19 protein-coding genes and 1 riboswitch are annotated in these 21,747 nt (G+C 62.6%); of the genes, 7 read left to right on the forward strand and 12 right to left on the reverse strand.

Going from position 1 to position 21,747, the window contains the following annotated elements:
• Positions 1 to 73 precede the first annotated feature (73 nt).
• The 8 genes from ACK4FJ_RS02925 to ACK4FJ_RS02960 all read right to left on the reverse strand — a co-directional run bounded on the left by ACK4FJ_RS02925 (position 74) and on the right by ACK4FJ_RS02960 (position 11,719).
• Positions 74 to 2,188 carry a methyl-accepting chemotaxis protein gene (locus tag ACK4FJ_RS02925; RefSeq protein ID WP_409763769.1) on the reverse strand — a complete coding sequence of 705 codons (2,115 nt, stop codon included), beginning with the start codon at positions 2,186 to 2,188 and terminating at the stop codon, positions 74 to 76.
• 204 nt (positions 2,189 to 2,392) lie between these two features.
• A complete protein-coding gene (locus tag ACK4FJ_RS02930) occupies positions 2,393 to 4,738 on the reverse strand; it encodes a methyl-accepting chemotaxis protein (RefSeq protein ID WP_409763772.1) in 2,346 nt (781 codons plus the stop codon).
• 64 nt (positions 4,739 to 4,802) lie between these two features.
• Positions 4,803 to 5,333 carry a chemotaxis protein CheW gene (locus ACK4FJ_RS02935; protein WP_409763775.1) on the reverse strand — a complete coding sequence of 177 codons (531 nt, stop codon included), beginning with the start codon at positions 5,331 to 5,333 and terminating at the stop codon, positions 4,803 to 4,805.
• A 335-nt stretch (positions 5,334 to 5,668) separates the two neighbouring features.
• Positions 5,669 to 7,216, reverse strand: a complete 1,548-nt coding sequence (locus ACK4FJ_RS02940; protein ID WP_409763778.1) for an acetolactate synthase large subunit — start codon at positions 7,214 to 7,216, stop codon at positions 5,669 to 5,671.
• Between the two features lie 118 nt (positions 7,217 to 7,334).
• Entirely contained in the window at positions 7,335 to 9,221 is a 1,887-nt protein-coding gene (locus ACK4FJ_RS02945) for a methyl-accepting chemotaxis protein (RefSeq protein ID WP_409763781.1), read from the reverse strand.
• A gap of 70 nt (positions 9,222 to 9,291) precedes the next feature.
• Positions 9,292 to 9,987, reverse strand: a complete 696-nt coding sequence (locus tag ACK4FJ_RS02950; protein WP_409763784.1) for a hypothetical protein — start codon at positions 9,985 to 9,987, stop codon at positions 9,292 to 9,294.
• Positions 9,988 to 10,121: 134 nt separating this feature from the next.
• A complete protein-coding gene (locus ACK4FJ_RS02955; protein ID WP_409763787.1) occupies positions 10,122 to 11,162 on the reverse strand; it encodes a cyclase family protein in 1,041 nt (346 codons plus the stop codon).
• 17 nt (positions 11,163 to 11,179) lie between these two features.
• Positions 11,180 to 11,719, reverse strand: a complete 540-nt coding sequence (locus ACK4FJ_RS02960; RefSeq protein ID WP_409763790.1) for a DUF962 domain-containing protein — start codon at positions 11,717 to 11,719, stop codon at positions 11,180 to 11,182.
• A 284-nt stretch (positions 11,720 to 12,003) separates the two neighbouring features.
• A riboswitch (glycine riboswitch) is annotated at positions 12,004 to 12,112 on the forward strand.
• A gap of 52 nt (positions 12,113 to 12,164) precedes the next feature.
• Here ACK4FJ_RS02960 and gcvT point away from each other — a divergent pair.
• Genes gcvT through gcvPB form a run of 4 tightly spaced genes read left to right on the forward strand, consistent with a single transcriptional unit; the run spans position 12,165 to position 16,578 of the window.
• Positions 12,165 to 13,271 carry a glycine cleavage system aminomethyltransferase GcvT gene (gene gcvT, locus ACK4FJ_RS02965; RefSeq protein ID WP_409764865.1) on the forward strand — a complete coding sequence of 369 codons (1,107 nt, stop codon included), beginning with the start codon at positions 12,165 to 12,167 and terminating at the stop codon, positions 13,269 to 13,271.
• Between the two features lie 11 nt (positions 13,272 to 13,282).
• Positions 13,283 to 13,654, forward strand: coding sequence for a glycine cleavage system protein GcvH (gene gcvH, locus ACK4FJ_RS02970; protein ID WP_409763793.1), 372 nt, complete (start codon positions 13,283 to 13,285; stop codon positions 13,652 to 13,654).
• A 15-nt stretch (positions 13,655 to 13,669) separates the two neighbouring features.
• Positions 13,670 to 15,010: an aminomethyl-transferring glycine dehydrogenase subunit GcvPA gene (gene gcvPA / locus ACK4FJ_RS02975; protein ID WP_409763796.1), complete on the forward strand. Its 1,341-nt coding sequence runs from the start codon at positions 13,670 to 13,672 to the stop codon at positions 15,008 to 15,010.
• Entirely contained in the window at positions 15,010 to 16,578 is a 1,569-nt protein-coding gene (gene gcvPB / locus ACK4FJ_RS02980) for an aminomethyl-transferring glycine dehydrogenase subunit GcvPB (protein WP_409763799.1), read from the forward strand. Before gcvPA ends, gcvPB begins: the two co-directional genes overlap by 1 nt.
• Positions 16,579 to 16,676: 98 nt before the next feature.
• Here gcvPB and ACK4FJ_RS02985 read toward each other — a convergent pair whose 3' ends face one another.
• Positions 16,677 to 17,510, reverse strand: coding sequence for a restriction endonuclease (locus ACK4FJ_RS02985; protein ID WP_409763802.1), 834 nt, complete (start codon positions 17,508 to 17,510; stop codon positions 16,677 to 16,679).
• Positions 17,511 to 17,684: 174 nt separating this feature from the next.
• Here ACK4FJ_RS02985 and ACK4FJ_RS02990 point away from each other — a divergent pair, with 174 nt between their 5' ends.
• Together ACK4FJ_RS02990 and ACK4FJ_RS02995 are read left to right on the forward strand one after the other, a co-directional pair.
• Complete coding sequence (locus tag ACK4FJ_RS02990) at positions 17,685 to 18,008, forward strand: ArsR/SmtB family transcription factor (RefSeq protein ID WP_409763805.1); 324 nt, start codon at positions 17,685 to 17,687, stop codon at positions 18,006 to 18,008.
• Between the two features lie 56 nt (positions 18,009 to 18,064).
• Positions 18,065 to 19,141 (forward strand): permease, encoded by a 1,077-nt coding sequence (locus ACK4FJ_RS02995; RefSeq protein ID WP_409763808.1) that lies wholly within the window; start codon positions 18,065 to 18,067, stop codon positions 19,139 to 19,141.
• A gap of 37 nt (positions 19,142 to 19,178) precedes the next feature.
• On the opposite strand, the gene ACK4FJ_RS03000 is transcribed toward ACK4FJ_RS02995, so the two are convergent.
• The 3 genes from ACK4FJ_RS03000 to ACK4FJ_RS03010 form a co-directional block, all read right to left on the reverse strand.
• Positions 19,179 to 19,508: a hypothetical protein gene (locus tag ACK4FJ_RS03000; RefSeq protein WP_409763811.1), complete on the reverse strand. Its 330-nt coding sequence runs from the start codon at positions 19,506 to 19,508 to the stop codon at positions 19,179 to 19,181.
• Positions 19,509 to 19,510: 2 nt separating this feature from the next.
• Positions 19,511 to 19,939 (reverse strand): DUF4112 domain-containing protein, encoded by a 429-nt coding sequence (locus ACK4FJ_RS03005; protein ID WP_409763814.1) that lies wholly within the window; start codon positions 19,937 to 19,939, stop codon positions 19,511 to 19,513.
• A gap of 159 nt (positions 19,940 to 20,098) precedes the next feature.
• Entirely contained in the window at positions 20,099 to 21,019 is a 921-nt protein-coding gene (locus tag ACK4FJ_RS03010; RefSeq protein ID WP_409763817.1) for a LysR family transcriptional regulator, read from the reverse strand.
• Positions 21,020 to 21,100: 81 nt separating this feature from the next.
• Here ACK4FJ_RS03010 and ACK4FJ_RS03015 point away from each other — a divergent pair, with 81 nt between their 5' ends.
• Positions 21,101 to 21,601, forward strand: a complete 501-nt coding sequence (locus ACK4FJ_RS03015) for an ester cyclase (protein ID WP_409763820.1) — start codon at positions 21,101 to 21,103, stop codon at positions 21,599 to 21,601.
• Positions 21,602 to 21,747: the final 146 nt, after the last annotated feature.

The raw sequence follows: 21,747 nt of genomic DNA on the forward strand, positions 1-21,747 counted from the left end.
AAGTGGGCGGACCATACCGGCCACCCCGGCCGGAGTCAACCGGAAAACCCGGTGAAAAGCCGGGCTTTAGCGGTCAGAATTCCTGCCAATCGTCGTCATCCCCGCCCTTGGCGGCCGGCGCCGCCACAGGGGCCTGAGCAACGGCTTTGGCCACAGGTTTGGCGGCCGGCCTGGCCTCTGCCGGTTTGGTCGCCGGTTTGGCCGGAGCCGCCTGCACCGGGGTCGGGCGGGTATGGGCCGCCGGGGCCGCGCTGACGGACCGCATCCCGCCGCCCTCGCCCAGCTTGAAGAAGCCGACCAGGTCCGCCAGCTGCTGAGCCTGCTGGTTGAGCGACTGCGCGGCGGCCGTGGTCTCTTCCACCAGAGCGGCGTTGCGCTGGGTCATCTCATCCATGCTGCCCACCGCCGTGTTGATCTGGTCAAGGCCGGTGGCCTGCTCGCGCGACGCCGCCGCGATCTCGGCCACAATGTCGCTCACCTTCTTGATCGATGTGACGATGTCGGTCAGCGACGATCCGGTCTGGTTCACCAAGCTGGCACCGGTCTTCACCTGGGCATTCGATTCCTGGATCAGCGCCTTGATGTCCTTGGACGCATTGGCCGAACGCTGCGCCAGCGCGCGCACCTCCTGCGCCACCACGGCAAAACCCTTGCCGGCCTCGCCGGCGCGGGCAGCTTCCACGCTGGCGTTCAGCGCCAGGAGGTTGGTCTGGAAGGCGATCTCGTCGATCAGACCAACGATGTCGGCGATCTTGCGAGCGCTCTCCTCGATCTGCGTCACGGCCGAAACCGCATCGGCCACCACGCTGCCGCCCTTCTCGGCCGTGTCGCGAGCGGCGACAGCCAGCTGGTTGGCGGCCTGGGCGTTGTCGGCATTCTGCTTCACCGTCGTGGTGATCTCATGCATCGAGGCGGCCGTCTCCTCAATGCTCGCCGCCTGGCTCTCCGTGCGCTGCGCCAGATCCTGGCTGCCGGTGGAGATTTCATCAGACGCCACCTTCACCGACTGCGCCGTGCTGGTCAGACGGCCGGCGAAATCACGCAGGCGATTGGCCATGCCATTGGCGCTGTCCTTCAACTGGCCGAACACGCCGCGGTAGTCGCCGCGCACCGATTTGGTCAGGTCGCCGCCGGCCATCGCACCCATGGTGTCGGCCATTTCGCCGGCCATGGTCTGCAGCGTTGCCGCCAGCCGATTCAGTTCCTGGCTGGTGGTGAGGAAGAAGCCTTCCTTGCCGCCTTCGTTGATGCGGCCCGACAGGTCGCCTTGCGCCACCTTGTTGACCAGGCCGGCGATTTCCTCGCCGGCAGCCCTTTCGCGGGCCTCGCGTTCGAGCCGCCGTTTTTCCGATTCCTCGCGCTGCTGCGTGATCTGGGCCTCGGCCTGTTCGCGGGCGATCATGTTGTCCTTGAACACCTGCACGGCCTGGGCCATCTCGCCGATCTCGTCGCGGCGCTCCTTGCCGGAAACATCGACAGAGATGTCGCCCTTGGCCAATGTATTCATCACCGACGTGATGCGGGTGATCGGACGGGTCAGCGTGGCGATTACCACATAAAGCGCCAGCAGCACCGAAACCGCGATGGCGGCAATCGTGATGGCGAGCAGCAACGGTCGCTGGGTGTTGTAATAATCCGTCAGGCCTGCGCTGACCGCAGCCACACGTTCGGCGTTGCGATTGTTGATCGCCTCGACCGCCTTGTTCAGAGCCTGACGGTTGCTGCGATTGGCATCGTTGTCGCCATATTCTCGCGCCTGCTTGGTATCCACATCGGTGCCAAGACGGGCCAGTTCGCGGCGAAACTGGATGAACTGGTTCACCAGGGCGATGAACTGCTTGGCCTCCTCGCCAGCCGCAGCCTGGGGACCGATCAGGGCAGTCCAGTCGCGGATGATGCCTTCCATCTGGGTGGTCCAGCGCTGGATACCATTGGCGAAGGGCTTGGCCGCAGCGGTCGTCTCCGACATGTAGACACCGCGCGAATCCATCACCACGGCATAAATCAGGGCGTTGAGTCGCTCGCCATACTGGGTCTGCTTGGCCAGAGAGGCCATCTCGTTGCTCTGCCGTTCATAGCGGTCGAGCGAGATGATACCCATAGCGCCGATGACCGCGGCTGCAACCGCCAGCAAGGCCACCACGGCGAGGACACGCGGGCCGATCTTGATCGTGGATGCGATGGACATTTCTTCCCTCACCAGATTCTTGGATTCTTGTCATTGCGTTAGGGCCTGCCCTGCTGGCTAACCCTACGGAACAGCAACAAGTTTCACACATCTAGGGGGTGTTCGGCAAAGGTAGATACACTACCACCAACCACAACCTGGATTATACTCGCAAAAGTTATAATTGCAAATTGGATTTATTATACAATCAGAAGGGCGCTGAGTTCAGAACTCTTCCCAATCGCTATCATCCGCAGGCTTGATTACTGGCTTGGCGGATGAGGCCTCAGGGCTGGCCAGTTTCGCTGCCGCCGGCTTCGCTGCTGGAGGTTTCCACACAACCGCCTTCGCGACAGGCCGGGCTGACGAAGATTGGGCAACCGCTGGCGCGGCCTGATCGCCGGTGCGGAAGAAGCCAACCAGCGCAGCGAGTTCCGCTGCCTGTTCGGCAAGCGCCTGGGCTGAAGCCGAAGTCTGCTCCACCAGGGCGCCGTTACGCTGGGTCATCTCGTCCATCTGGCCCACGGCGGTATTGACCTGGTCCAGGCCGGTGGCCTGCTCGCGGCTGGCGGCCGCGATCTCGGCCACGATGTCGGAAACCTTCTTGATCGAGGCCACGATCTCGGTCAGCGACTGGCCGGTGCGGCCCACAAGGTCGGCCCCGGTCTTCACCTGGGCATTCGATTCCTGGATCAGCGCCTTGATGTCCTTGCTGGCATTGGCCGAACGCTGGGCCAGCGCACGCACCTCCTGCGCCACGACGGCGAAGCCTTTGCCCGCCTCGCCGGCCCGCGCCGCTTCCACCGAGGCGTTCAGCGCCAGCAGATTGGTCTGGAAGGCGATCTCGTCGATCAGGCCGACGATGTCGGAGATCTTCTGCGCGCTCTCCTCGATCCGGCTCACCGCCGAGACGGCATCGCCCACCACGCTGCCGCCCTTTTCGGCGGTGTCGCGGGCGGCCGTGGCCAGCTGGTTGGCGGCCTGGGCGTTGTCGGCATTCTGCTTCACCGTCGTGGTGATCTCGTGCATCGACGCCGCAGTTTCCTCGATCGAAGCGGCCTGGCTCTCCGTGCGCTGCGCAAGGTCCTGGCTGCCAGACGAGATTTCTGCCGAAGCGGTTTTCACGGCTTCCGCATTTTCGGCCAGACGACGAGCAAAATCGCGCAGCCGTTCCGCCATCTGGTTGGCGCCGTTTTTCAGCTGACCGAACACACCATGATAGTCGCCACGCACACGCTTGGTCAGATCGCCTTCCGCCAGTGCATCGGTGACATCGGCCAATTCGTTGGTCACGGCATGGGTGCGCTGGATCATGTCGTTCACCGACTGGCCAACGCGCTGCATGACGCCGCTGAGGCCGCCGAGTTCAACCCGGCGAGACAGATCGCCATCGGCGGCAGCAGCCACCACCTGACCAATCGACTGCTCGAAGCGTTGCTCAGCGGCAGCCTGTTCGGCAGCAAAGCGCTTGCGCTCCTCCTCCTGCTGGCGTTCCAGCCCGAGTTTGTCTTCGGCATTGCGCTTGAAGACGGCAACGGCGCGTGCCATCTCACCGACTTCGTCATGTCGCTCCTGATAAGGCAGCGCCACGGCAAGATTGCCGCCGGAGAGTCGGTTCATGGTCTGGGTGATGGCATCGATGGGCCGCGAGATGTTGCGGCCGATTACCCATGCCATCAGGACGCCAATGGCCAGCGCCGCCAGACCGGCAATGCCGGCTATCAGCTGCGCGCGGTTGATCGCGATTGTATAATCGCTGCTGTCCATGGCAATGACCACGGAACCGAACGGCTTGCCCGAATAGTCACGCACAGCCCCGATCAGCGCCGTGCGAGGGCCTGCTGTCGTTTTTATCCGCTGCACTACAGTCTCGCCTTTCAAGGCGGTGACCAGATGCTCTGGCCGAGTCAGCGACTCGTTCTCGAAAGTGCCAGCGAACCGCTTCATGCCGTCTTTGTCCTGCACGAACAGGGCGACATCGACGCCGTAGCGCTGCTTGAAACTATCGAAGAAAAACTGGCCGAAAGACATGCCGAGCTCGAACGAGCCGATATGCTTGCCTTCATGGAGTACAGGCACCATGCCGCGCACACCCAAACCTTCGACGCCGAATTCCAGGCCCTGGGTCGGTTTCTGCGTCGAATTGGTCGCCACTACCGTATGACGGAAGGAGGATAGGTCGTCGCCGAAACGGTCTGGGCGATGCACGCGCAGGAACGACGTTGCCGGCGGCGTGTGAAACTGCATCTGCACCGCGCCATGATCTTTTTTCAGCGCCTGGAATGCCGGCACGAACATCTTGGCCAGACGGTCGCGGTCACCGCCGGCCATCGCAGCCTGCGCATCGGGAATATTGGCTACCAAAGCGCTCAATGCCGTGGCCTTGGCGGCCTCCGCTGCTACGGCGGCGGTAATGTTCTCGTAATAACTTTGGAGTTCGCGCCGCTCGGCCCGGTCGACTAGGCCATCCATGACCAGGAGAGAGGGTGATATCGTTGCAACAATGGCCAGAACGGCCACGACAGCGGCACAGGCGATCAGGCGCCCCTGCAGACGCAAGTTCTTGATCATTGCTTCCTCTAACCTTGATTGTATCCCGGGCTGGCCTCCCCCCTAGGCGGCCTTGCCGGACCAATCAGGCAGCGGCAGGCAGCGCGGGGACGCCCTTGCTGAAGAGGCGGTTGACGTCGATCAGGGCCACCATGCGGTCTTCATGGGTGGCGAGCGCACTGAGGAAGCCATGCTCCTCGTCGGCCGCGGTGGCCGGAACAGGCTGCAACGCACTGGCATCAAGCGCCAGAATGTCGGACACAGTGTCGACCAGCAGGCCGCAGGATTCCGAACCAATCTCGACCACGATCACCACATTGGCGCTGGTCGGGTTGGTGACACCACCACCGAGGCGGACGCGCAGATCGAAAATCGGTACTACGGCGCCACGCAGGTTGATCACGCCCCGCACGAAAGGCGGCGTGTTGGGCAGCGGCGTGACTTCAGTCCAGGCGCGGATTTCGCGCACGCTCAATAGGTCGAGACCATAATTCTGCTCGCCGATGGTGAAGGTCAGCACTTCCTGGTTGCCGCGCAGGACCGATGCATTCTGATCGGCGATGGCCGGCATGCCAGCGGTGGGGCTGGCGGCGGGAACGGTGGCGGGCGTGGACATGGCGCTCACACTTTCTGCTGTGGTCGGTCGACTAGAATTCAAATCTGGAACAATGCGGTAAACGAAACCTTGCGGTTCCGCCTCCCCCCTGACCGCCGTCCTGGGTAACAAGGACGGCGCGGACCCGGTGGGGGTGGGTTTCGAGTTTTGGCAGGGGCCCCTTCGGTGGTCGAACCGGCAGCGGGCGTGACATACCGCACTGCTTCAGGGGTACCGCGTTACAATCATTGGCAAACTTCTAATTGATCTGCAAACAGAATCCCACTGCAAAAAACTGGGCGTTATCAAGAATTAACGATGCGAAATCCTACCGACCACAACCGATAGCGGTAGGCTCAGAAGACCAGCTCTATGAGTTGTGGCCCTTGCACTTCCAGCGCCGCTAGGAAGGCTCTCGCGAAATCGTTCATCTCGTCCACCCGCACGGCCGGCACGCCATGGCCCTTGGCCAGCGCCACCCAATCGGGATCTGGCCGGTCGAGGGTGAGCATGTCGATGGCACGCGGCCCCGGATTGGCAGCGCCGACATTGGCCAACTCGTTGCGAAGGATGGCATAGGAGCGATTGGCGAACACCACCATGGTCACATCGAGCTGTTCTCGCGCCATGGTCCATAGGGCCTGCAGGGTGTAGAAGGCGCTGCCGTCACCGGTGAGCGCGACGATCTTGCGATCGGGTGTTGCAACCGCCGCACCGACTGCGACCGGCAGGCTGTAGCCGATCGAACCACCCATGTTGTTGAGCCAGTCATGCGGTGAAGATGACTGCGACGCCGCGAAGATGCCGCGGCCCGACGTGATAGACTCATCCACCACCACGGCATTGTCGGGGATCAGCGCCGCCATGGCGGCGGCGATCTTGTCCGGCGTCGGCGCGCCATCAGGCAAAGCTGGTTTCGGCGGCACGATGGCGGCAGACACGTTTTTGGGCGCGTTCACCAAATCGGCCAGACGTTCCAGCGCGTCGATCAGGTCGGCTTCCACGTCACAGACCGCAGTGATGTTGCAACCTTCCTGGGTCAGGATGCTGGGCTTGCCGGGATAGGCAAAGAAGGCCACCGGGCGGCGGGCGCCAATCAGCACCAACTCGCGCACATCCTTCAGATAGGCTACGGCCTGATCCACCACGAAGGGAATGCGGCCGACATGCGGCAGGCCGCCGCCGCGTTCCATGCGTGCGCTGTAACCGGAATTGGAGAGCTTGCAGCCGGTGGCGGCGGCAATGCGCGCCGCCAGTTCGAGGCCATGCCGGCGCAGGGCAATGCCCCCCAGAATCAACATGCCATGCGCCCCGGCCTTTTTCAGCGCGACCGCAGCCGCACGCAGGTCGGACTCCTCGGCTTTGGCACGCGGCGGTACGGCCAGCGGCACGGCAACGTCGATGGCTTCGTTCCAGGCAGTGTCAGCGGGCAGAATCAGGCTGGCGATCTGGCCCCCGTTGCCCATGGCCGCAGCAACCGCCTCGGCGCCCAGGGCAGCAACATCCGCGGCAGAATTGGCCCGGCCGATCCAGTGCGATACCGGCCGCGCGATGCCTTCGATATCGGCGGTCAGCGGCGCATCGTATTGCAGGTGATAGGTGGCATGCTCGCCGATCACATTGACGATACCGGAACTAGCCTTGCGTGCGTTATGCAGGTTGGCCACGCCATTGGCGAGACCAGGACCCAGATGCAGCAAAGTGGCAGCCGGCTTGTCGGCCATGCGCCAGTAGCCGTCCGCCGCACCGGTGACCACGCCCTCGAACAGACCCAGCACGCAGCGCACGCCCGGCACGCGGTCCAGTGCTGCCACAAAATGCATCTCGGATGTGCCGGGATTGGCGAAGCAGGTATCGACGCCGGACGCCACCAGCGTCCGCACCAGGCTTTCCGCACCATTCATCTGATCAAATCCTTCCCGTCTATACAGAGCGAGGATCAAACCAGATCATCAGCACGAAGAGCAAGGCTCGATTCCCGTCAGCCTGTCAAAAGCCACCAAACCGCGTTCGGAATCGTCATCAAGTCCGGAAGAAACTGACCAGTTCAGCCAGACGCTGCGCTTCACCCGCAAGCGACTGTGCCGAGGCCGTGGTTTCCTCCACCAGCGCGCCATTGCGTTGGGTCATCTCGTCCATCTGGCCCACGGCAGTATTCACCTGTTCCAGGCCGCTGGCCTGTTCGCGCGAGGCTGCCGCGATCTCGGCCACGATGTCTGAGACCTTCTTGATCGCCGTGACGATCTCGGACAGTGAAGACCCGGTCTGGTTCACCAAGCTGGCTCCGGTCTTCACCTGCGCGTTCGATTCGGTGATGAGCGCTTTGATGTCCTTAGAGGCATTGGCGCTGCGCTGGGCGAGCGCCCGCACTTCCTGCGCCACCACGGCAAAACCCTTGCCCGCCTCGCCAGCCCGCGCCGCTTCCACCGAGGCGTTCAGCGCCAGCAGGTTGGTCTGGAAGGCGATCTCGTCGATCAGGCCGACGATATCGGAGATTTTCTGTGCGCTGGTTTCGATCTGCGTCACGGCCGAGACGGCATCGGCCACAACGCTGCCGCCCTTCTCCGCCGTGTCACGGGCAGCGACGGCCAGCTGGTTGGCGGCCTGGGCGTTATCGGCATTCTGCTTCACCGTCGTGGTGATCTCGTGCATCGACGCCGCCGTTTCTTCGATTGAAGCGGCCTGGCTTTCCGTGCGCTGCGCAAGATCCTGGCTGCCGGTCGAGATTTCGCTGGAGGCATCGCGCACGGTACGTGCCGTGTCGTTCAACTGGCCTGCGATGCCCGTCAGTTTCTCGGCCGTGCCATTGGCATCGTTCTGAATGCGGGCAAACACGCCAGAGAAATCGCCCTGGATACGGCGTGACAGATCGCCCTCGGCCATGCCTGCAAGCATGGCACTGATCTGCTGCAGCGAACGATCCGTGACATCCAGCAAACGATTGATGCCATCGGCGATGCGCCGGATGGCTCCATTCATATTGGTAGCCTCGATGCGATTGCCCAAATCTCCTCCAACTGCCGCGTCGATGACGCGGGCAACGGAGCGGTCAAGCTCGGCCTCCTGACGCTGGCGCTCTGCTTCGGCGCGTTCGCGCTCAGCCAGTTGCTGGGCCTGCGTCTCGCTGCGTTCGCGCTGCAGGGTCTGGTTCTGCGCGATCTGCGCCTTGAATACATCGAGACTGCGGGCGATATCGCCCACCTCATCGCGGCGCCCCAGATACGCGATTGCCACGTCCTGCTTGCCCGCAACCAGATCGGCGATGGTGCCGGTGATCCGGCGCAAGGGCCGGCTGACCAGAATCTGGGTGCCCAACACCAGCGCCACCAGCAAGGCGAACAGCAGGCCGCCACCCATATACAGGCCACGCTGGGTATCACGCTGATTTGTGGCGTTCAATTGATCGAGACTCAGCGCCACACTCAGGGCGCCAACATATTCCTTGTCCCGACCGGCCGTGACTGGAACGGCAATGATGTAATGATCCATGCCGCCGGAATAAGCCTGAATCTGGCCGGCCTTCAGACCCTGCTCAATGGCGGGCGTGAAATCTGCCTCCAGCCCCTTATATGGCGCAAACTTCTTGCTCTCGAAGTTGACGACCGGCTTGCGCTGGGCATCGAAAGCAATGGCGTTGGCAAGAGCGCTGCCGTCGAACTCGGCAAGGCCTTCCAGAACCGGCGTAATGCTTTCAGGTTTGCTCCAGCGCAGCCCGCCAGAAATCTGCTGAGCCGCCAGGGTGGCGATCTGCAGGTTGTTGCCGCGGAAATCCTGAATCGAAGTCTCTCGCCGCAGCTGCAACTGCACGGCGACCGTGGCGCCGACGGCAATACATAGGATGATGGCGATCAGGAGGCCGAGTTTTTGCGACAGCGACAGGCGCAAGCCCGTCCTGGCCGGTCCCGCCATGGGCGGGACCGCTTGAGACGATACGTTCTGCATGGTCTGCTCCTGTGGATGGGCGAGACGGATAGCGCCGTCACATATCCATCAGCATTTCGACATCGAGACCGACCGTCACAGCGCCGATAACGGCACCGCCGGCAGGGTCGACAACGGAGATACTGACCTGCGTCTGGAACTTCTGGGTCGATTCATCTTGTTCGATCTTGTCGACAAAAACCGCCGTCGGGCCGACGGAATAGGTCTTTTGCCATTTGGCCTCATCGCCCTGCCAGTAATCCGACGTCACGTCGCTCTGGCCGACATTCAGCCCCTTGTTGTCCATGACGAAGATTTCCGTGACCAGTCCCTTGGACTCGGCTTCCTTTTTCTTCAGGTAGGCCGATAGCGGATTGCCCATGACTTCGTTGATCAGTGGCTTTGCCGCCGCCTTGGTTTCTGCGCGCCACTGTTTATCGAGCGCGTCGATCTTGGCCGCATCGAAAGCGGCATGTTTGGCATTCTGGGCTTTTACCGCCTCGATGACGACGGGATCCTTCATCCAGCCCCGCAAGGTCTGTTCGGCCCAGGCCTGCGCCTTTGCCACATGCTTGTCCTGCGCCAGGGCTGGCATCGCGCTGGCGATAATGGTGGCCGTCAACATCACAGCAGCAATACGAATAAATGCGCGAGTCTTCATGACCATCTCCCTTTTCGAATAATTATTCAGCGATGTGTTTTTATTCGTATGGTCATTGTGCGCGGCTGGCACGTTAAGAAAGAGTAATGCCATCGTTTTTCTGGAATCGATGCGGCCATATCGTGCCGAACTCCACCAATGGGAGTAGATGCACTGCGATAACAGCAGACCTTAGGCTGCAGTGAGTGCGCCGCAGCCTCGTATTTTCAATTTAATCAGGAGTCGAACTAAACGGTGGCGATCGGCGAAGATGGCGAGCCGACCGCACCGGTGAGCCGCAGCGGCGGCGCAGTGAGCAGGAAGCGGCTACGCTTATGCTGCTTCAGATAGGCCGCCAGTTCGGAGAGATACCAGAGTTCACCCAGCGGAATGCCCTGCTTGAACAGGCAGTGTTCATGCAGCGGCAGCATGGCATGGCTGCCATCAACAGCTTTCGCGGGCAGCCCTTCAACGGCGTAATTGTCGGCAATCAGGCAACTCACGCCACTGTCGGTGATCCAGTTCAGCAGCGCCTTGTCGCGCCCGTCCAGCACGGCGCAGGAATTCTCCAGCCGGTGCAGATCGGGCTTGCGGCCCATACTTAAGATAACGTCACCGAAGCCGGTGTAGAAGCAGAGCATGTCACCCTGCTCCACTTCCACCTTCTGCGCCTGCATGGCTGCCATCAGCCGGTCGTAACCGATCCATTCCCGACGTTCGCCGCATTCGTCATGCAGATTCACCAGCACGCCGCGGCCCTGCAGTCCGTGCCGGGCAAAGTTGTGGATGCCTAATGCCTCGGTGCCTTTGGATGGAAATCGTTCCAGCCGCGGCTCGCCCACATTGCGATCCTCGACATCCGGCACGTCACTCCCGCCGCGCCAGCCGTTGTAAAAGACGCGCTCGGGCACGCCGTCGCCATCGGCATCGAACATCGAGCCGATATGGGCAAAACTGTCCCATTGCGTGGAATACTGCAGATACAACAGGGCCGCATCGTCGCTGGACACATCGGTGACGCGTGGATCGTACAGCGAGAGCGGCAAAGCCATGTTCGGCCTGCCCTCACGCACCACGGCAAAAAGTTGCGGCGGGAAGCGGCGCGGATTGAGCAGGTTGCCACCCGGATATTCCAGCGGCAACGACAGGCAGAAGGTTCTGCCCTCGCGCACTTCGGCGATGCCCTGCTTCACCTTCTCGGGCGTGATCCAGTTGACGCGGCCGATCCGGTCGTCCGGCCCGAAGTCGCCCCAGTTCGACCCTTCGGGCCGGTTCTTCCAGCGTGCCATTGATCCTCGTCTGAATTTTACGCGGCGCGTTCCTGCATGGCTGCGACGGAATAGTGTTTCCAGCGCGCCTCGACGGCATCGTGCAGTTCCCTGCGCAGACCTGCAGCGAACACCGTTTCCGCCACCAGGAAGGTCGGGCCGATCAGGGCCTGCAGCAGATTGTCGGCCAAAGCCGGGCGGCGCCCCTCGAAGGCATGGCCGACCAGCTGGAACACCCAGCCGCCGACAAAGAAAACCGCAAAGGTGATCCAGCCGACCGTGCTACCCATCGCCGCAACCTGCTCGGCCAGCAGCATCAGCACGAAACCGACCAGCACCATCAGGCCACCGACTGTGCGGTCGAGCCAGAGATAGAAGATGCCGGTGGCGAACCACAGCGCGGTGGCCAGCGTGATCGTGGCCTGGCCGCCCCAGAGTTCGGCCAGCACCACCCAGTGCAGTGGGATAAAGATGGCAAACACGATGGACGGGATGCCGATGAAATGGGTGGCCCGGTTTCGCGGATCGCGGTGATAGGCCGAATACATCGCCATCTGCTCGACGAAGAACGGGTTCATGGCGGTTTCCTCCGGATTTTTATCGCCCTGCGAGTCGCGACCGAGTCGCCGCCCGCAGGCATCTTGTGGATAAGCCTAAGCGCCCCTAAGGCATTGTCAATTGTGGAGTTTTCCCGCTGCCGTTGCGTCAGCGGGAAAGGGTTTGACTCTGTTGCACCGCAGCCTATTCTCGCGGCGTCGCATTCAGTCCGGCGGGAGAGACGCGAAACCCGAGCTTTAACGGGGGCCCGCGCGCCGAAGGAGCAACCGCCCCGGAAACTCTCAGGCCGAAGGACCGACCGGACTGGCGACACTCTGGAAAGCGGATCGGGGGTCCAATCCCGATCCCACCGAAGGAGTAAGCCGTTTCAGACCAACGGCGAATCTCTCAGGTCCCGGGACAGAGGGGGCGAACGGCGAAACCACCCGCCGCTTCGACTCTGACTCTGTTCGCAAGGTGACCTGCTTGGGCGATACGGCCGAAATTCTCAAAACCACGCCATTGAACGCGCTCCACAAGGAGCTTGGCGCCCGCATGGTTCCCTTCGCCGGCTACGAGATGCCGGTGCAGTACCCGGCCGGCATCCTGACCGAACACAAGCATACCCGCGCAGCGGCCGGCCTGTTCGATGTCTCGCATATGGGCCAGGTGAAGATCACCGGCGCCGATCCGGCCAAAGCGCTGGAGGCACTCGTGCCCGGCGACATCGTCGCGCTGGATGTCGGCAAGATGCGCTACACCGTCCTCACCAACGATGCCGGCGGCATCATGGACGATTTGATGGTGAATAAGCGCGACCGCGACCTGTTCGTGATCGTCAACGCTGCCTGCAAGGAGCAGGACATCGCCCATATGCGCAGCCACCTGAAGGGCTGCGAGGTGGAATATCTGGAAGATCGCGCCATGCTGGCGCTGCAGGGCCCAGCGGCGGTGGACGTGCTGTCGCGCCTCAACTCAGTGATGCCGGCGATGAGCTTCGGCATGGGCGCCACACTGGCGCTTGGCAAATACGAGGCTTTCGTCACCCGCTCGGGCTATACCGGCGAGGACGGTTTCGAGATTTCGCTGCCCGCCGATCAGGCCGAGGAATTCGCGCGCTGGCTGATCGCGCAGCCGGAGGTGAAGCCCATCGGGCTGGGCGCGCGCGATTCCCTGCGTCTGGAGGCTGGCCTGTGCCTCTACGGCCATGACATCGACACCACCACGACGCCCATCGAAGCCGGGCTGGCCTGGACGATCTCAAAGCGGCGCCGCGAAGACGGCGGTTACCCTGGCGCCGCCGTCGTTCAGAAGCAATTGAAGGATGGCGTCGCGCGCAAACGTGTCGGCATCCAGCCCGAAGGCCGCGCGCCGGCCCGCGAGGGTACCGAAATCCTGAACGACAAGGGCGAGAAGATCGGCGTGATCACCTCGGGCGGTTTCGGCCCCAGCGTCGATGCGCCGGTCGCCATGGGTTATGTCGCCACCGATTACGCCAAGGCCGGTACGCCGCTGAGCCTGATGGTGCGCGGCAAGCCGCTGCCCGCCAAGATCTGCACCCTTCCCTTCATCACCAAACGCTACGCCAAGTAAGGAGACGATCCATGACCACCCGTTACACCAAGGACCATGAATGGATCCGTCTCGATGGCGACGTCGCCACCGTCGGCATTTCCGATTACGCCCAGAGCCAGCTCGGCGACGTCGTGTTCGTCGACCTGCCCGCGCCGGGCAAGAAGGTCGAGGCCGGCGCCGAAGTGGCGGTGGTGGAATCCGTTAAGGCGGCGAGCGAAGTCTATGCCCCGGCCGGCGGCGAAGTGGTGGAAAGCAACCAGGCGATTGCCGACGACCCGGCGCTGGTGAACCGCGCGGCGCAGACCGATGGCTGGTTCGTCAAGCTGAAGCTGTCCGACAAGGCCGAACTGGACGCCCTGATGGACCAGGCCGCCTACGACGCCTATCTGAAAACCCTCTGACGCAAGGAGCGCGAGATGCGCTATCTCGGTCTGACCGAAGCCGATCGCAGCGAAATGCTGGGTGTGATCGGCGTACCCAATATCGATGCGCTGTTCAAGGATGTGCCGGCCGGTGCGCTGAACCCGGCCATCGACCTGCCGCCGCACCAGGGGGAATTGGAAGTCGAGCGTGCTTTCGCGGCGCTGGCGAAGAAGAATGTCTCGCCGATGGATGTGCCGTTCTTCCTGGGCGCCGGGGCCTATCGCCATCATGTGCCGGCCGCCGTCGACCACCTGATCCAGCGTTCGGAGTTCCTCACCTCTTACACGCCGTATCAGCCCGAGATCAGCCAGGGCACGCTGCAATACCTGTTCGAATTCCAGACCCAGGTGAGCATGATCACCGGCATGGATGTGGCGAATGCGTCGATGTATGACGGCGCCACGGCGGCCGGCGAAGCCGTGCTGATGGCCCAGCGCATCACCAAGAAGGCCAAGGCCGTGCTGTCGGGCGGACTGCATCCGCATTACCGCGACGTGGTCGGCACCCTGATGGATCAGACCGACCAGCCGCATGTGGCCGCCCCCACCGATCTGGCCGGCAATGAAGACCTGAGCGGCCTGATCGACGACCAGACCGCCTGCGTCGTGGTGCAGAACCCGACCGTGTTCGGTCATCTGCGCGACCTGTCCTCGCTGGCCAAGGCCTGCCAGGCCAAGGGCGCTCTGCTGGTCGTGGTGGTGACGGAAGTCACTTCGCTGGGTCTTGTCACGCCGCCAGGCGCCATGGGCGCCGATATCGTGGTGGCGGAAGGCCAGGCTCTGGGCGTGCCGCTGAGTTTCGGCGGGCCGTATGTCGGCCTATTCGCCACGCGCGAGAAATATGTGCGCCAGATGCCGGGCCGGCTGTGCGGCGAGACGGTGGACCAGGATGGCCGGCGCGGCTTCGTGCTGACGCTGTCGGCCCGCGAGCAGCATATCCGCCGCGAGAAGGCCACCTCCAACATCTGTACCAATTCCGGACTCTGCGCGCTGGCTTTCACCATCCACCTGAGCCTGCTGGGCGAGGCTGGCTTCACCCGGCTGGCCGAGATCAATCATGGCAAGGCCGCGCAACTGGCCGAGAAGCTTGCGGCGATCAAGGGCGTGAGCATCGTGCCGCAGGCCTTCTACAACGAATTCGCCGTCACTCTGCCCAGGCCGGCAACCGATGTGGTGGAAAAACTGGTGGCGAGGAACATCCTCGGCGGCGTGCCGGCGGCGCGGCTCTTCCCGGGCGAAAAGGCCATGGAGAACGTGCTGCTGATTGCCGCCACCGAAACCAATAGCGAAGGCGACATGGACAAGCTTGTCGCCGCCCTGAAGGAGGTGCTGTGATGCTGAACCGCCAGGGACGCCCCACCACACCGAACCAGGCCGCCGACAGCGCAGCGGTGGGCACCATCACCGGCAACCGCGGCCTGCAGATGGAAGAGGCCCTGATCTTCGAGCAGGGCGTCGAGGGTCGCAGCGGCGTGGACCTGCCCGCGCCGCCGAAAGTGGCCGACCGCCTCGGTGGCCTGAAGCGCTCCGGGAAAATCGGCCTGCCGGGCCTGAGCGAGCCGCAGGTGATCCGCCATTTCGTGCGGCTGAGCCAGAAGAACTACTCCATCGATGCCGGGCTGTATCCGTTGGGCTCCTGCACGATGAAGCATAATCCGCGCCTGAACGAGAAGATGGCGCGCCTGCCCGGCCTGGGCGACCTGCATCCGCTGCAGCCCGTGTCCACCGTGCAGGGCGCGCTGGAACTGATCGACCAGCTTGCCGGCTGGCTGAAAAAGCTGACCGGCATGCCGGCCGTGGCGATGTCGCCCGCCGCCGGCGCCCATGGCGAACTGTGTGGCCTGATGGCGATCCGCGCGGCACTGAAGGCGTGCGGCGATGTGCGCAAACGGATTCTTGCGCCAGAATCTGCGCACGGTACGAACCCGGCCACGGCGGCGTTGTGCGGCTACACGGTCGATCCGATCCCGGCCACCGCCGATGGCCGCGTCGACCTCGATGCCCTGCAGGCCAAGCTGGGCCCGGACGTGGCGGCGATCATGCTGACCAATCCGAATACCTGCGGCCTGTTCGAGCGCGACATCCGCAAGGTGGCCGACATGGTGCATGCCGCCGGTGCCTTCTTCTATTGCGATGGTGCCAACTTCAACGCCATCGTCGGCAAGGTGCGACCGGGCGACCTCGGCATCGACGCCATGCATATCAACCTGCACAAGACCTTCTCCACCCCCCATGGCGGCGGCGGTCCGGGTTCGGGCCCTGTCGTGCTCTCCGAGGCACTGAAGGATTTCGTGCCGGTGCCCTACGTGGTGCATGGCAAGGATGGCTTCGGCCTCATCGAGAGCGGCGACGCCAAGAGCTTCGGCCGCATGAAGGCGTTCCACGGCCAGATGGGCATGTTCATCCGCGCCCTGGCCTACATGATGAGCCATGGCGCCGACGGTCTGAAGCGGGTGGCGGAAGACAGCGTGCTGTCGGCCAATTACGTGATGGCCTCGCTGAAGGACGTGATGACACCCAGCTTCGAGGGTCCGTGCATGCACGAGGCTTTGTTCGACGACCGCTTCCTGAAGGATACCGGCGTCACCACGCTGGATTTCGCCAAGGCGATGATCGACGAGGGCTATCACCCGATGACGGTGTATTTCCCCCTCGTGGTGCATGGCGCCATGCTGATCGAGCCGACGGAGAGCGAGAGCAAGGACAGCGTGGATACCTTCGTCGGCACCCTGCGTGGCCTGGCCGAGAAGGCCAAGCAGGGCGACCAGGCCGACTGGTTCCGCGGCGCGCCCTACATGACGCCGCGCCGCCGCCTGGACGAAACCCGCGCCGCCCGCGCCCCGGTGCTGCGTTGGAAACCCGGCACCAACGGCGCGCCGGCAGACAAGGCGGCGGCGGAATAAGCCGCCGGCCTATCGTGGAAGACAAAGCCGCCCGGCCAGCGATGGCCGGGCGGTTCTTTCAACTTGTTTAATTCTCTAATTCTTAGATACCTAGCTAATTAAAGCTTAGAAAAGTATTCTTTATCAATAACGACTTCTTCCACAGTTTTTGTTTGAACGTGGACTCCTATTCCTAACTCTTTCAGCTTCTCCACAAGCGACTCTCCGTCAATCAAGTCAATGGGCGTCGCTCCATCTCTTTGCGCCTCTGCTTGCGCATCCCTAGAAAAAGTTCCAGTGGTAATTATCAATCCCTTATCGGCTCTCCCCACTAAGGCACCGCGAAAATCGCGAACTACGGACGGAGAAACCGTACCTTTATATCGTTTACATTGGAAAAGAACATGGAACGACAGAATACCACCTAGCCGCACAACACCTTTACCATCAATCCCACCGTCCCCCGGCCTACCTGTCACCTCGACAGAAGTAAAACCGGATTCGCGAAGTAGACGCTTACATAAACGTTCGAAGGCATCCGGCGGAACCTTCTTTATTAATTCCAGAAGTTCGTCTTCCCATGTATCTAGTGCATCTTCTTTGGGACTATCGGCGTCCTCAACGCTGCCTATAAGACTCTTCATCCCACGAACAGTGCGCTTCACTTCTTCTTTATCGATTTCCTTTGTTTGCAGGCCTTTTGTTGTAAGCGACCAAACGCCTCTTTTAGAGTTTTCGATTAAGCCATACCACTTGAGGTAATTACGCGCCCAAGCCAATCGATAACTCACCTTAGTTCGGCTTCCTCGGTGAATTTCGGCGACTTCCTTTTCGGAGAGACGTAATTCTTTAGCAACAGCACTTTCCTGCTCCGCCACTGTTGCTGAGCCTCCAAGCTCATGCAGCGCCTTAAGCAACGGCGAAAAGAACCCATCGAATTTGGGAACAGCCATAAAAAAATCCCCCAGAAGCTTATCAAGCCCTACCCTTGATTAAGCATTGATATTAACGAGAAACTTCCGTACCCGCCTAGTCTACGCTGGAAGTCGAATATACATACAGTCGTATTCATTTACATAACTAGTAAAATGGTTGCATTGTCACCGCCCCGCGTTATACTCCCCGCCATGAGCATGGATATCGATACTGCCGCACGCCTGTTCGCCGAGCTGGGCAACCGCACCCGGCTGGATGTTCTGCTGCTGCTGATCAAGGCAGGGCCGGAGGGTCTGAGTATCGGCGATATCCAGGCCGAGCTGGACATTCCACTGTCCACCCTGTCGTTTCACCTGCGTGGCCTGAATGGCGCCGGGCTGATCGAGCAGGAGAAGCAGGGCCGCAGCGTGATCTGTCGGCCGAATTTCACGGCGATGAACGAGGCCATGCAGTTCCTGAAACGCGAATGCTGCGTAGGTGTGGCGCCGAAAGCCCGCCGCGGCCAGGCCGCATAGCCCTCACCTGCGAAAAATTTTTGCCCATAAATAACCACTTTACTGGAAATATGGAGATGATGATGACCGAAGCCACCCATTCCGCCCTGCCCCCGCAGCCATCCTGGCGGCGGCTGATCGCCAAGCCCGACTGGCTATTGCTGGCGATCATCGCCATTCCCCTGGTGCTGGCCGTGCTGACTCCGCAACAGGCGCTAGCCAGCCTCCGCTTCACCGGAGCGGCCTTGTCCAGCATCGCGCCGTTCCTGCTGATGGCCGTGCTGGCGGCATCCTGGATCAAGGCAAGCGGCGCCGACCGGCTGGTGGCGCATGCCTTCACCGGCCGCGAAAGCCGCATGGTGCTGCTGGCCGCACTGTTCGGCGCGCTGTCGCCCTTCTGCTCCTGCGGCGTGATCCCGCTGATCAGCGGTCTGCTCGGCGCGGGCGTACCGCTGGCGCCGGTGATGGCCTTCTGGATCGCCTCGCCGATCATGGACCCCAACATGTTCCTGCTTACCGCCGGCGGACTGGGACTTGAGTTTGCCGTGGCCAAGACCTTTGCCGCCATCGGCATGGGGCTGTTTGCCGGCTTCATCACCATGGCGCTGATGAGGGCGGGTGGCTTAAGCGAAAGCCTGCGTCGTCCGCCGCGTTCGGCCGCCGCGCGGCGCTGGATGAATGAAACACTAAACGGCACCGCGCAGCCGAAGCCGGTCTGGCGGTTCTGGCACGAGCCGGCCCGCGCGCAGGTCTTCGTCACCGATGCGGCCGATAATGGCTGGAAGCTGCTGCGCTGGATGACCCTGGCCTTCCTGCTGGAAAGCCTGATGGTGGCCTATCTCCCGGGCGAGGCCATTGCCGGCTGGCTGGGTGCGGCGAACTGGACGGCGATGCCGCTGGCCGTGATCACCGGCGTGCCCGCCTATCTGAACGGCTATGCCGCCATCCCCCTGGTCTCGGGCCTGATCGACCTGGGCATGAGCCCGGCCGTTGGGCTGGCCTTCATGACCGCCGGCGGTGTCAGCTCGATCCCCGCCATGATGGCCGTCTGGGGCCTGGTACGGCGGCAGGTCTTCGCCCTGTATCTGGCACTGGGCGGCGGCGGTGCACTGCTGGCCGGTTATGCCTATGCCCTCTGGTTGTCGCTGAGCTGAAGCAGTCCGCCGATCAAGCCGCCCGGTCAGCGCCGTTTCATCGGCGCCAGCCGGGCGGCAGTGTCTTATAGGCATGGGATCGCTGCGATCCGCTATGCCATTGCGCCAGCCGCGAGATGACTACGGCCGCAACGGCAATTGTCACGCTGCCGAGCAGCCAGATGATCACGATCAGCGCGCCGCCAGCGGAATCAGCCAATGCAGCGGCCCAAGACAGCCAACCGGCCAGCTCGTCACCAACCGTGAGTTGGCCGGCATTACCGGCCACGAACTCGGCCAGCCAGCCGAGCATGGCATTGCCCAGCCAGGCCAGCACCGACCATGCGAAGAATGCGACCGCCGCGATGATCCAGATGGCGCGCTGCATGATCACTGCCCCTCCCTGCCGCGTGTTGCATCGATCATGCCTTCGGCATGGTCGAGATGTTCGCGCAACAGTTCGATATTCCTGATATTGGCCCGATAGAAGATGTCGCCGAACCAGCCCACCACCGGAATCGCGCTGATCACGAGATCAACCCCGACATTGCCGGCCATGCGCAGGATGGTTCCGGCTGGGACGCCAAGCCGGCGAGCCTCCCAGACAAGATAGCCAGCCATCGCCTTGGCGCTTAGCGTGCCGATACCGGGGATGACATTCAGCGCCGCATCCAGGCCGACGCGGATATCGGTGCCGGGAATGCGGACCGCACTGTCGAGCAGTCGCGCCAGCGCCTCCAGACGCCGGCGCGCCTCAATATTGCGCCCAGAGACATAGCCATATGCGTTGTGATGGAACTGAGCGAACGCCTCAGACATTCAAGACCTCCCAAGATCAGAGCGCCGGTTCACAAAACTACGGCGCTCATCAGGTGGAAGAGTCCGACATCGCAGCCACCGGCTGCCAGAGGGGCCCGGACCCAGTGTCACAGAGATGGGAGCGCCCGGGCGGATTTCAAGAGATGTCCGGCTCCCCCGCTAACCGAGCGATTTCGCTCTGACCAGACTTTCCTTCACCTGCCGCCGCAGCCAGACATGGGCGGCGTCGGCCTGGCGGCGTTCATGCCAGAACTGGGCAATGGCAAAAGGGGCGATGCGGAAAGGCAGTTCGGCCCGTTTCAACGACCTGTCCCGGCAGAGATACCCAGCCAGCAAGGCCGGCAGGGTAAGCGCAAGATCGGTATTCTGCAGAATACCGGGTACGGCCATAAAGGTGGAAACACGCGCGGCGATGCGGCGTTCGTGCCCCTGCTGTTTCAGCGCGGCATCGACCGCCCCGACGCCCTGGCCACTGAGGGTGACGAAAAGATGCGGCAGCTTCAGATAGGCTGCCATGCTGAGCCTTGCCTTCAACGCCGGATGTGCCCGGCGCAGCAAGACCACGAAATGGTCGCGCATCAGTTCCTGCCGGTAGAAACCGGCCGGCGCTTCGCGGAACACGCCCAATGCCAGGTCGAGCCGGCCGGATTCCAGGCCCTCCAGGGCCTGGGCGTCGTTGGGCCGGATGTTGATGTCCATCTTCGGCGCAGCGGCGCGCAGGCGGGCGAACAGGTCGGGCAGCACCACCTGTGCCGCGTAATCGTTCGCGGCGATATGGAAGGCGCCGGTCGCGGCAAGCGGATCGAATTTCTGCGGCGCCACCAGCCGCGCCGCATCCTCCAGCAGACGGCCGAGTGCGGGCTGCAGCGTCAGGGCACGCGGCGTTGGCAGTAGGCCCTGACGGCCGCGCACCAGCAGCGGATCGCTGAACAGCAGGCGCAGGCGTGCCAGCACGCGGCTCATCGCCGGCTGGCTGAGATTGAGGCGTTTCGCCGCGCGCGACACGCTGCGCTCCTCGATCAGGGCGCGCAGCCCCACCAGCAACTGGAAATCGATTCCACGTAAATCCGCTTCATGCATGGTGATTATCAATATCATGCATTGGACGCATGACAAGGCGGCGGCGTATGGGGAGAGTCGTTCGTAAACCGGAGACCCGCCATGAATCCGAAACAGACCACAGCCGCCACCCTTGCTGCAGCGCTGCTGAGCATCAGCCCCGCGCAGGCCGGCGATTTCGCCGGCGACCGCATCGAACAGAATCGACGCCTGATCGAACGCTATTTCGAGGAGGTTTGGAACCAGGGAAAGCTGGACGTGCTGGATGAACTGATGCATCCCGCATACGTCAACCACAGTCCCGGCTTGCCCGATCCGCTACCCGGTCCGGCCGGACTGAAGCCCATTGTAGCCGCCATGCGCATCGGCCTGCCCGACATGCATTACACCATCGAGGACATGGTGATCGCGCCCGACAAGGTGGCCGTGCGGGTCACCCTGCGCGCCACCCATACCGGCGACCTGTTCGGCATGGCGCCGACCGGCAAGCGGATCGAGGTGGACCAGATGCAGATCGAGCACATCGAAGGCGGCAAAATCGTCGAGCACTGGCGCCGTACCGACGACATGGGGCTGCTGCGCCAGCTCGGACAGATCAAATAGCCACCCGGCAAGCGGGGAATTGAACCCGCCCGGTCAGCAGCGGCCGGGCGGGTTCCACCCACGGTTTCTCTTTAAACAGACATATACCTATAAGAGTATTCATTAGAGACTCATAGACTGATGGTTGATACGATCCCTGCACGTGA

Origin of the sequence: Ferrovibrio sp., assembly GCF_046297595.1 — a bacterium.
In the GTDB taxonomy this organism is placed as follows: Bacteria; Pseudomonadota; Alphaproteobacteria; order Ferrovibrionales; family Ferrovibrionaceae; genus Ferrovibrio.

What these genes read in the sequence shown, in the direction of transcription:
- ACK4FJ_RS02940 (WP_409763778.1), bottom strand. Translation starts at nt 7,216, where the DNA reads ATGAATGGTGCGGAAAGCCTGGTGCGGACGCTGGTGGCGTCCGGCGTC.
- ACK4FJ_RS02950 (WP_409763784.1), bottom strand. Translation starts at nt 9,987, where the DNA reads ATGGCATTACTCTTTCTTAACGTGCCAGCCGCGCACAATGACCATACG.
- gcvPA (WP_409763796.1), top strand. Translation starts at nt 13,670, where the DNA reads ATGCGCTATCTCGGTCTGACCGAAGCCGATCGCAGCGAAATGCTGGGT.
- gcvH (WP_409763793.1), top strand. Translation starts at nt 13,283, where the DNA reads ATGACCACCCGTTACACCAAGGACCATGAATGGATCCGTCTCGATGGC.
- ACK4FJ_RS02995 (WP_409763808.1), top strand. Translation starts at nt 18,065, where the DNA reads ATGATGATGACCGAAGCCACCCATTCCGCCCTGCCCCCGCAGCCATCC.
- ACK4FJ_RS02945 (WP_409763781.1), bottom strand. Translation starts at nt 9,221, where the DNA reads ATGGCGGGACCGGCCAGGACGGGCTTGCGCCTGTCGCTGTCGCAAAAA.
- ACK4FJ_RS03015 (WP_409763820.1), top strand. Translation starts at nt 21,101, where the DNA reads ATGAATCCGAAACAGACCACAGCCGCCACCCTTGCTGCAGCGCTGCTG.
- gcvPB (WP_409763799.1), top strand. Translation starts at nt 15,010, where the DNA reads ATGCTGAACCGCCAGGGACGCCCCACCACACCGAACCAGGCCGCCGAC.
- ACK4FJ_RS03005 (WP_409763814.1), bottom strand. Translation starts at nt 19,939, where the DNA reads ATGTCTGAGGCGTTCGCTCAGTTCCATCACAACGCATATGGCTATGTC.
- ACK4FJ_RS02985 (WP_409763802.1), bottom strand. Translation starts at nt 17,510, where the DNA reads ATGGCTGTTCCCAAATTCGATGGGTTCTTTTCGCCGTTGCTTAAGGCG.
- ACK4FJ_RS02960 (WP_409763790.1), bottom strand. Translation starts at nt 11,719, where the DNA reads ATGAACCCGTTCTTCGTCGAGCAGATGGCGATGTATTCGGCCTATCAC.
- ACK4FJ_RS03010 (WP_409763817.1), bottom strand. Translation starts at nt 21,019, where the DNA reads ATGCATGAAGCGGATTTACGTGGAATCGATTTCCAGTTGCTGGTGGGG.
- ACK4FJ_RS03000 (WP_409763811.1), bottom strand. Translation starts at nt 19,508, where the DNA reads ATGCAGCGCGCCATCTGGATCATCGCGGCGGTCGCATTCTTCGCATGG.
- ACK4FJ_RS02925 (WP_409763769.1), bottom strand. Translation starts at nt 2,188, where the DNA reads ATGTCCATCGCATCCACGATCAAGATCGGCCCGCGTGTCCTCGCCGTG.
- ACK4FJ_RS02935 (WP_409763775.1), bottom strand. Translation starts at nt 5,333, where the DNA reads ATGTCCACGCCCGCCACCGTTCCCGCCGCCAGCCCCACCGCTGGCATG.
- ACK4FJ_RS02990 (WP_409763805.1), top strand. Translation starts at nt 17,685, where the DNA reads ATGAGCATGGATATCGATACTGCCGCACGCCTGTTCGCCGAGCTGGGC.
- ACK4FJ_RS02930 (WP_409763772.1), bottom strand. Translation starts at nt 4,738, where the DNA reads ATGATCAAGAACTTGCGTCTGCAGGGGCGCCTGATCGCCTGTGCCGCT.
- ACK4FJ_RS02955 (WP_409763787.1), bottom strand. Translation starts at nt 11,162, where the DNA reads ATGGCACGCTGGAAGAACCGGCCCGAAGGGTCGAACTGGGGCGACTTC.